Here is an 8072-nt window from a genome sequence, read left to right as displayed (position 1 = left end):
GCGCCGGCCGCGGCCGCACGGGGCGCGACCGCCAGCAGTCGCCGCGCGGCGACCAGCACGCGCACCGCCGCGTCGAGACGCATGCGTTCAACCAGGCCGTCATCGGCGATCTCGGCCACCGCCGACATCACGCGCCCCTCTTCGGTCCCGCCAAGCCGCGACACGATATCCGGCATGCGCCGCATCTCCCGTTCATCCGTGGCCAACCGATCCGGCATGGGCGTCGCCGGCCCATCGCCGGTGCGGTCCCCCCTGCCAGGCCGCGGCCGGATCCCCACCCCGGCGCCGCGGCCCGTATCGGATGGGGACGCGCGAGCCCGCGTGCAAGGTTCCGGCTAACGCGATTTCCATGCCGGGGCGATAAATTTCACGAATCCGCGAGGACGGGTCCGCGGCGCCGCGAGGGGGCGGGTGCGAGGACATGGACCGGGGGGACTTGGACCGGGACGGGGCAGGCGCGGCGTTGTCGAACGGGCCCTAGCGCAGCGTCTCCCAGTAGCCGTTCTCCTCGTTCAGCCGGGCATGCTCCATGGCCCGGAAATCCCCGCGGGAGACCACGCCGACCGCCACCCCGTCCCGGACGAGGGGCACGTGGCGGAACCCGCCATCCTGCATCAGCCGCAGCGCGTCCAGGGCGCTCGCTTGCGGCGGAAGCGTCTGCGGATGCGCGGTCATGACCTCGGACAGCCGGGTCCTGGCCGGATCGTGGCACTCCGCGCCGATCCGGCAGACCGCGTCACGGCCGGTGAAGATGCCGAGCAGGCGGTCCTGGGCATCCGTCACCAGCACGCAGCCGATGCGGTGGGTCCGCATCTTGCGGCAGGCCTCCTGCACCGTCGCGTCCGGCGGCATCGTCACCGGATCGCGGTGATGCACCATGTCGTCGAGGTGACGGTCGCGCATCGCGTCCTCCCTGCCCGGTCGTGCGGCCGTGTGGCGGTCCCCGGGAGGATGGGACGCAAGCCGTCATATCGGCAAGGCGGGCGCGAGGCGCCTTGGCGCGCTCCGCGGGAAATGAACGCGGTTGACGCCCTGCGCGGCGCACCGCATGGCAGGGCCATGGACACCTCGACGCCCGATGCCCGCGCCCTCGACAGCGAGGCCGCGCATGTCCACGCCGCGACCCTGACCCTGGACACCCATGTGGACATCCCCTGGCCGGACACGCCCGATCCGGCCGGCGAGACGAACCGCCGCGTGGATTTCCCGAAGATGCGCCGCGGCGGGCTCGGCGCCGTCGTCTTCATCGCCTACCTCCCGCAGGGCCCGCTGACGCCGGAAGGCCATGCCGAGGCCGCCGCGCGCGCCGAGGCGATGCTGCGCCACATCGCCGGCACCGGCGTCGGCCCCGGCCGCGCCTTCTGCGCCGAAGCGGGCGCGACCGAGGCGGCGAAGGCGGCCGGCAGGCTCGCCGTGCTCTCGGCAGTCGAGAACGGCTACGCGATGGGCGAGGACCTCTCGCGGCTCGCGCTGTGGAAGTCGCTCGGCGCGATCTACGTCACGCTCACGCATAACGGCCACAACCTGCTCGCCGACAGCGCCATCCCGCGCGCCGATCTCGGCGACGGCTCGGCGCTGCATGGCGGGCTCTCGCCGCTCGGCCGGCAGGCGATCGCGGAGATGAACCGGCTCGGCCTGCTGGTCGATGTCAGCCACGCCTCGCGCGAGGCGATGCTGCAGGCGGCGGCCGCCTCGCGCACGCCGATCGTCGCCACCCATGCCTGCTGCCGCGCGCTCTGCGATCATCCGCGCAACCTCGACGACGCGCAGCTCGATGCGCTGAAGGACGTCGCGGGCCTGGTGCAGATCACCGCCGTGTCCTCCTTCCTGCGCCGCAACGCGAAGGAGGCGACGGTCGCCGACTACGTCGATCACGTGGACCACGCCGTGCGCCGCATCGGGATCGAGCATGTCGGCATGTCGTCGGATTTCGACGGCGGCGGCTGGCTGACCGACTGGCCCGACGCGGCGCGATCGCGCGCGGTGACGGCGGAACTGCTCCGCCGCGGCTACGGCGCGCGCGAGATCGGCCTGCTCTGGAGCGGCAACTTCCTCCGCCTGATGCGCCTCGCCGCGCTGCAGGCGCGAGACTAATTCAGGTACCTAGGGGGACAGGAAGCTCACTGCGATATCGTCGCCCGGCCCGAGGCGGGTCGCGAAGGCCATCATGGCGGGCGAGGGAACGGCGACCGTCAGCGGCACCCTCTCCTGGCCGGCGACGACGAGATACTCGCCGCCGCGCTGAACCTCGACCAGCACGCCGCGGATGCGGTTGGGAGCGACCCGCTGCCCGTCGATGTCGGTCGAGGCGATCCGCGCGCGCCCCGTGGCGTCGTATTCGGCGATGACGGGCATGCCCGGCCTGAGCCGGCCGAGATTGCGCCCGTCCTGCAGCGTCATGTCCAGCATGCCGCCGCTCGAGGTGGTCAGCATCACGATGCGGCTTCTCGCGTCCACGGCTCGCACGGTCGCGTAGGCGGCCAGCGTGCCGATCTCCGGGATGGGCGCCGCCGGTTCCTCGCTGGGCAGCGGCGTCTCCGGGACCACCACGCAACCGGGCAGCCAAGGCGCCAGGGCGAGCATGATCAGGGCTCTCCGAGGTCTCACGGTTTCCACCCCCGACTTCGGCGGCCAGGACCGGCCGCATCTGCGAGCCTACACGCCAGCCGCGGCGGCGCAGCGCCCAGATTCGGCGCGAGTCGCCTAGAAAAGGTCCTCCTTCCCCAGCACGAACTCGATGCGATAGGTCGCGCGCAGGATCGCGCCCGCGACACCCGCTTCGCGCAACGCGTGCTCCGGCAGCACGCCCTCCAGCGCCGCCGCATCCGTCGCCTCGACCAGTACGAACCAGTCGGGCGCACCGGAGTCCTCGCGCAGCCGCGCCTCGGTGGTCTCCGCGCCGCTCGCCGTCCGATCGGTGACGCAGAGATGCGCGCCCGCCACCCGTTCGCGCGCCGCCACGTCGCGCAGCAATGACCCGATGGCGTCACGCGCGGCCGGCGCCGCGGCGAAACGCAGCGTCAGCATGAGCCCGCCGAGGCCGCCCGATCCGAAGCTCGCCGCGACCTCCGCCAGCCCGCGCGACACGCCCGCCAGCCCCGCCATGACGCGCCGCGTCCACTCGGTCGGCCCGTCCAGCCGGTTGCGATACTCCTGCCCGCGCAGCACCTCGAGGCTGTCCGCCTCGTAGAGCGTGAAGAACGCCGGCGCGCCCAACAACGCGACGCCGCGGCGCGCGCGTCGGAAGCCCGGGATCGCCACGCGCTCGGCCATGTGCTCGCGCATGTGCCAGGCGCGGAACTCCTCGGTGAAGCCCGGCCGCACGTCGTTCCAGATCGCCGTGACACCCTGCCCCACGTGCATGCCCTGCCTCCCCGGTGCACGCGGATTCACGTTGACGCCGCGTCGCGCCGCACCCTAGCGTTTCGTCCTCAGTTGAACACAGCGTTCAAATACGAACACCCAGAGACGAACATTTCGGATCGGAGCAGCCGCATGACGCGAGCCCCCCGCATCGGACGCCGTGCCCTCGGCCGCAATGCGCTCGGCCTGGGGCTCGTGGCGCTTGCCACGCCCGCGCTGGCCCAGGCGCGGCCGGTCGCGATCGTGGTCGGCTTCCCGGCCGGCGGCGACACCGACGCCATGGCGCGCTTCTTCGCCGAGCGCCTCTCGCCGCGCCTCGGCCGCCCCGTCGTGATCGAGAATCGCGCCGGGGCGTCCGGCGCGGTCGGCTCCATCCACGTCGCGCGCGCCACCGCGGACGGCACGACGCTGCTCTTCGCGCCCAACACCTTCGCCATCGCGCCGCATGTGCTCCGCCGCGGCGCCGAGTACGACCCGGTGCAGCAGTTCACCCCGATCGTCATGACCGGCACCGGCCCGCTGCTGCTGATGGCGAGCGCGCAGTCGGGCATCCGCGACCTGCCCGGGCTGCTCGCGGCCGCGCGCGCGGGGCGGCTGCGCGACTACGGCTCGCCCGGCTCCGGCTCGCCCATGAACATCCTGGCCGAGATGTTCAACCGCGCCGCCGGCATCCGCCTGACCGAGGTCGCCTATCGCGGCATCGCGCCCGCCGTCACCGACCTCCTCGCCGGCACGATCCAGGTCGCCTACGGCACGCCCGGCGCGGTGTCGGAGCATCTGCGCGCCGGCACCATCGTGCCGATCGCCGTGTCGGAGCGCGCGCGCTCGCCCATCCTGCCCGACGTGCCCTCCTTCGCCGAGGCCGGCTTCGACATCGATCTCGGCGCCTGGTGGGGCCTCTACGGTCCGCGCGGCCTGCCGGCGGAGTTCGTGCGCGAGGCGAATGCCCGCATGAACGAGGTGCTGGCGCTCCCCGAGATCGTCGAGCGCCAGCGCGTGATGGGCGTGGTGACCGGCGGCGGCACGCCGGAGCGGTTGGCCGAGGTCACCCGCACCGATTTCGAGCGCTTCGGCCGCATCGTCCGCGAACTCGGCATCCAGACGGATTGAACGCCATGACGCAGCTCACCCGCCGCACGCTCGGCGCATCCTTCGGCGCTTCGCTCGCGGCGCTGGCGCTGCCCGCCGTCGCGCAGACCCGCCCCGTGACGCTCGTCGTCGCCTTCCCGCCGGGCGGCGACGTGGACGTCCTCGCCCGCCTCTACGCCGAGCCGCTCGGCGCGCGGCTCGGCCGCTCGATCGTGGTGGAGAACCGCTCCGGTGCCTCCGGCACCATCGGTGCCATGGCCGTCGCGCGCGCCGCGCCGGATGGCGAGACGCTGCTGCTGGCGCCCTCCACCTTCGCCATCGCGCCGCATGTGCTGCGCCGCAACCCGACCTACGACCCGGTCGCGGACTTCACCCCCGTCTCCATGGTCGGCACCGCGACGCTGATCCTGATGGCGAGCCGGCAGAGCGGGCTGCGCGACCTCGCGGGCTTCGCCGCCGCCGCGCGCGCCGGGCGCGTCACGACCTATGGCTCGCCCGGCTCCGGCTCGCCGATGAACATCCTGGGCGAGATGGTGAACCGCGCCATGGGGCTGCAGCTGACCGAGGTCGCCTATCGCGGCGTCGCGCCGGTGGTGAACGACCTGCTCTCCGGCACGCTCGCCGTCGGCTATGTCACCCCGGGCGTCGTCATCCAGCACATCCGCGCCGGATCCCTCGCCCCCATCGCGATCAGCGAGCGCGCCCGCAACCCGGTGGTGCCGGACGTCCCGAGCTTCGCCGAGGCCGGCCACGACATCGACATGACCGCCTGGTACGGCCTGTTCGGCCCGCGCGGCCTGCCGCAGGCGCTGGTGGACACGCTCTCGGCGCGCATGACGGAGGTGCTGGCGCTGCCGGAGGTCGCCGAGCGCATGCGCACCCTCGGCATGGTGACGGGCGGCGGCGCGCCCTCGCGCCTCGCCCAGTTCAACCGCGCCGATTCCGACCGCTTCGGCCGCCTCGTGCGCGACCTCGGCATCGAGGCGAGCTGAGGCTCGTCTCGACGCTACGAACGAGAACGGGGCGGCCGTCGCCGGCCGCCCCGCCACGTCACGGCGCTGTGGCGCCGGTCAGCGCATCGGCGGCGCGTATTGCAGCCCGCCGCGGTTCCAGAGGTTGTTCACCCCGCGCGGGAAGCCGATCGGCGTCAGGTTTCGCTCCCACACCTCGCCGTAGTTGCCGACGGCGCGCACGACCCGCACCGCCCAGTCGTTCTCGAGCCCCATCATGCGGCCGAGGTCGCCGGTGCGGCCCAGGAAGCGCTGCACGTCGGGGTTCGGGCTGTTGGCGAAGCTCTCAAGGTTGGACTGCGTGATGCCGAGTTCCTCGGCCGTGATGAGCGCGAAATGCACCCAGCGCACGATGTCGAAGAAGCGCGCATCGCCCTTGCGCACCGCCGGGCCCAGCGGCTCCTTCGAGATGATCTCGGGCAGCAGCAGGTAGCGGTTGGCGTTCGCACCCTGGCTTGCCGCGAAGGAGGCGAGCGAGGAGCTGTCGTTGGTGTAGGCGTCGCAGCGGCGGCTGATGAAGGCCTGCCGGATCTCCTCGATGTTCTCGATCACCACCGGCGTGTAGCGCAGCCGGTTGGTGCGGAAGAAATCGGCCATGTTCAGCTCGGTCGTCGTGCCGGGCTGCACGCAGACGGTCGCGCCGTCGAGCTGCCGGGCGGAGGTCACCCCGCTGTCGCGATGCACCATAAAGCCCTGGCCGTCATAGACGTTGATGCCGGCGAATTGCAGGCCGAGCGAGGCCTCGCGCGCCAGCGTCCAGGTCGTGGTGCGGACGATCATGTCCACCTCGCCCGACTGCAGCATGGTGAAGCGCTGCTGGGTGGAGGAGGGCACCAGGCGGATCCGGTTGGGATCGCCGAGGATCGCCGCCGCCACCGCGCGGCAATAGTCCACGTCGATGCCCCGCCAGACGCCCTGGCTGTCCGGCAGCGAGAAGCCGACGGTGGAGGGCGACACGGTGCAGATCAGCTGGCCGCGTTGGCGGATGGCGCCGACCGTGTCGGCGGCGGGCTGGGCGAAGGCGGGCGCGCCCATCATCAGCGCCGCGCCAAGCGCGAGCGCCGTTCGGAACATTTTCATTCGTGAACCTCTCCTTGAACCCGGTCGGCGCTTCCGCGGCGCCCGCCGAAACTTTCCGATCCTGCGCTGCCGGCCGGCAAGTGACGGCCTTTCCATGCCCGCCCGCCGCGCGCGCCTGCCTTGGCCGCGACGCAAGCCCCGGCCACGATCGCGAAACATGACAACCACGTCATCTTGAACGGCGCATGCCACGCAACCACCTGCGCGCCACTGGGGTCCGGGCCCCTCTGGCGATGCGCCTGCGCGCGTCCGTCATGTCGGACACCTTCCATCTGAAGGGCACGCCTAGGCGCGCCCAGCACCTGGGAGATGCCGATGCCGCCGCCCAGCGAGCACAGCCGATCCGCGCCTGCAGCCCTGCGTCCCGCAGCGCCCCACCGCCGCCCGCGCCCGCCGCGGCGCGGCTGCCGGATACGCCACGTCCCCGCATTCGATCGCCGTCCTTCCGGAGAGCGCCGATGGAGTTCCTGACAAGCACCTTCCTCGCCACGCCGGTCTGGATGTGGCTGCTCTTCATCGGCGTCGTGATCACGCTGCTGGTGATCGACCTCGGCGTGCTGCACCGGGAAGCAAAGGAGATCGAGGTGAAGGAGAGCCTCATCCTCTCCTCCGTCTATATCGGCCTCGGCCTCGCCTTCGGCTTCTGGGTCTGGTGGTCCTTCGACAACCTCAAGCCCGAGGGCGTCGGGCTCGGCGGCGCCGAGGCGGCGACGCTCTACTGGACCGGCTTCATCGTCGAGAAGACGCTCGCGATGGACAACGTCTTCGTCATCGCGATGATCTTCACCTACTTCGCGGTGCCGCGGATCTACCAGCACCGGGTGCTGTTCTGGGGCATCCTCGGCGTCATCGTGCTGCGCGCGATCATGATCGGGCTGGGTGCCACCATCGTCTCCCAGTTCTCCTGGGTGCTCTACATCTTCGCCGTCTTCCTGATCTTCACCGGCATCAAGATGTGGGTGATGGCGGACGCCAAGCCCGACATCGCCAACAACCCGCTGCTGAAGTTCATGCGCCGGCGCTTCAACGTGACGGACCAGCTGCACGGCGAGAGGTTCTGGGTGAAGCAGCCCGACCCGAAGACCGGCAAGGCCGTGTGGTTCATGACGCCGCTGTTCCTCGCACTGGTGCTGGTCGAGGTGGCGGACGTGATCTTCGCGGTGGACAGCGTCCCGGCGATCTTCGCCATCACCACCGACCCCTTCATCGTCTACACCTCGAACATCTTCGCCATCCTCGGCCTGCGCGCGCTCTACTTCGCGCTCGCCGCCATGGTGCACCGCTTCCACTACCTGAAGTACGCGCTGTCGGTGCTGCTGGTGTTCATCGGCTCGAAGATCTTCGTCGCCGACTTCGTCTTCCCCGAGACCGGCAAGTTCCCGCCCGCGCTCTCGCTCGGCGTCACCTTCGCCATCCTCGCCGCCGGCATCGCCTGGTCGCTGTGGAAGACGCGCGGGCCGCGGGGCCCGCAGGCGGTGGCCGCCGAGTAGCGCCGCCCGTTGCAGCGGCGGCCCGGCAGCGCCACATGGC

Annotated in this window: 9 protein-coding genes; 4 read left to right on the top strand and 5 right to left on the bottom strand. The window is 71.7% G+C overall.

From position 1 onward, the window contains the following. On the bottom strand, positions 1 to 185 hold a 185-nt coding region (locus tag L2I40_RS14220), incomplete at its 3' end, for a hypothetical protein (protein WP_237215675.1). A 292-nt stretch (positions 186 to 477) separates the two neighbouring features. Beyond that, positions 478 to 903 carry a CBS domain-containing protein gene (locus tag L2I40_RS14215; protein WP_237215673.1) on the bottom strand — a complete coding sequence of 142 codons (426 nt, stop codon included), beginning with the start codon at positions 901 to 903 and terminating at the stop codon, positions 478 to 480. Positions 904 to 1059: 156 nt separating this feature from the next. Between L2I40_RS14215 and L2I40_RS14210 the strand changes: the two genes are divergently transcribed. After that, positions 1060 to 2094, top strand: coding sequence for a dipeptidase (locus tag L2I40_RS14210; protein WP_237215670.1), 1035 nt, complete (start codon positions 1060 to 1062; stop codon positions 2092 to 2094). Positions 2095 to 2103: 9 nt separating this feature from the next. Here the strand turns inward: L2I40_RS14210 and L2I40_RS14205 are convergent, their stop codons facing one another. Both L2I40_RS14205 and L2I40_RS14200 read right to left on the bottom strand, forming a co-directional pair. Then, positions 2104 to 2583, bottom strand: a complete 480-nt coding sequence (locus L2I40_RS14205; RefSeq protein ID WP_237215668.1) for a hypothetical protein — start codon at positions 2581 to 2583, stop codon at positions 2104 to 2106. 120 nt (positions 2584 to 2703) lie between these two features. Continuing rightward, positions 2704 to 3363 carry a hypothetical protein gene (locus L2I40_RS14200; protein ID WP_237215667.1) on the bottom strand — a complete coding sequence of 220 codons (660 nt, stop codon included), beginning with the start codon at positions 3361 to 3363 and terminating at the stop codon, positions 2704 to 2706. A gap of 132 nt (positions 3364 to 3495) precedes the next feature. Between L2I40_RS14200 and L2I40_RS14195 the strand changes: the two genes are divergently transcribed. Then, on the top strand, positions 3496 to 4473 hold the full coding sequence (locus tag L2I40_RS14195; protein WP_237215665.1) for a Bug family tripartite tricarboxylate transporter substrate binding protein: 978 nt from the start codon (positions 3496 to 3498) through the stop codon (positions 4471 to 4473). A 5-nt stretch (positions 4474 to 4478) separates the two neighbouring features. After that, a complete protein-coding gene (locus L2I40_RS14190; protein WP_237215663.1) occupies positions 4479 to 5444 on the top strand; it encodes a Bug family tripartite tricarboxylate transporter substrate binding protein in 966 nt (321 codons plus the stop codon). A gap of 78 nt (positions 5445 to 5522) precedes the next feature. Here L2I40_RS14190 and L2I40_RS14185 read toward each other — a convergent pair whose 3' ends face one another. Next, complete coding sequence (locus tag L2I40_RS14185) at positions 5523 to 6536, bottom strand: amino acid ABC transporter substrate-binding protein (RefSeq protein WP_372491061.1); 1014 nt, start codon at positions 6534 to 6536, stop codon at positions 5523 to 5525. 464 nt (positions 6537 to 7000) lie between these two features. Between L2I40_RS14185 and L2I40_RS14180 the strand changes: the two genes are divergently transcribed. Next, complete coding sequence (locus tag L2I40_RS14180) at positions 7001 to 8032, top strand: TerC family protein (RefSeq protein WP_237215659.1); 1032 nt, start codon at positions 7001 to 7003, stop codon at positions 8030 to 8032. Positions 8033 to 8072 lie beyond the last annotated feature (40 nt).

Source organism: Falsiroseomonas oryziterrae, assembly GCF_021864505.1.
GTDB classification, from domain to species: Bacteria; Pseudomonadota; Alphaproteobacteria; order Acetobacterales; family Acetobacteraceae; genus Falsiroseomonas; species Falsiroseomonas oryziterrae.
Note: the sequence above shows the minus strand (reverse complement) of the source record. Positions and strands in the feature narration are given on the sequence as shown.

Coding starts and splice junctions, on each gene's coding strand:
- L2I40_RS14200 (WP_237215667.1), bottom strand. CDS start 3,363: ATGCACGTGGGGCAGGGTGTCACGGCGATCTGGAACGACGTGCGGCCG.
- L2I40_RS14205 (WP_237215668.1), bottom strand. CDS start 2,583: ATGCTCGCCCTGGCGCCTTGGCTGCCCGGTTGCGTGGTGGTCCCGGAG.
- L2I40_RS14195 (WP_237215665.1), top strand. CDS start 3,496: ATGACGCGAGCCCCCCGCATCGGACGCCGTGCCCTCGGCCGCAATGCG.
- L2I40_RS14190 (WP_237215663.1), top strand. CDS start 4,479: ATGACGCAGCTCACCCGCCGCACGCTCGGCGCATCCTTCGGCGCTTCG.
- L2I40_RS14180 (WP_237215659.1), top strand. CDS start 7,001: ATGGAGTTCCTGACAAGCACCTTCCTCGCCACGCCGGTCTGGATGTGG.
- L2I40_RS14185 (WP_372491061.1), bottom strand. CDS start 6,536: ATGTTCCGAACGGCGCTCGCGCTTGGCGCGGCGCTGATGATGGGCGCG.
- L2I40_RS14215 (WP_237215673.1), bottom strand. CDS start 903: ATGCGCGACCGTCACCTCGACGACATGGTGCATCACCGCGATCCGGTG.
- L2I40_RS14210 (WP_237215670.1), top strand. CDS start 1,060: ATGGACACCTCGACGCCCGATGCCCGCGCCCTCGACAGCGAGGCCGCG.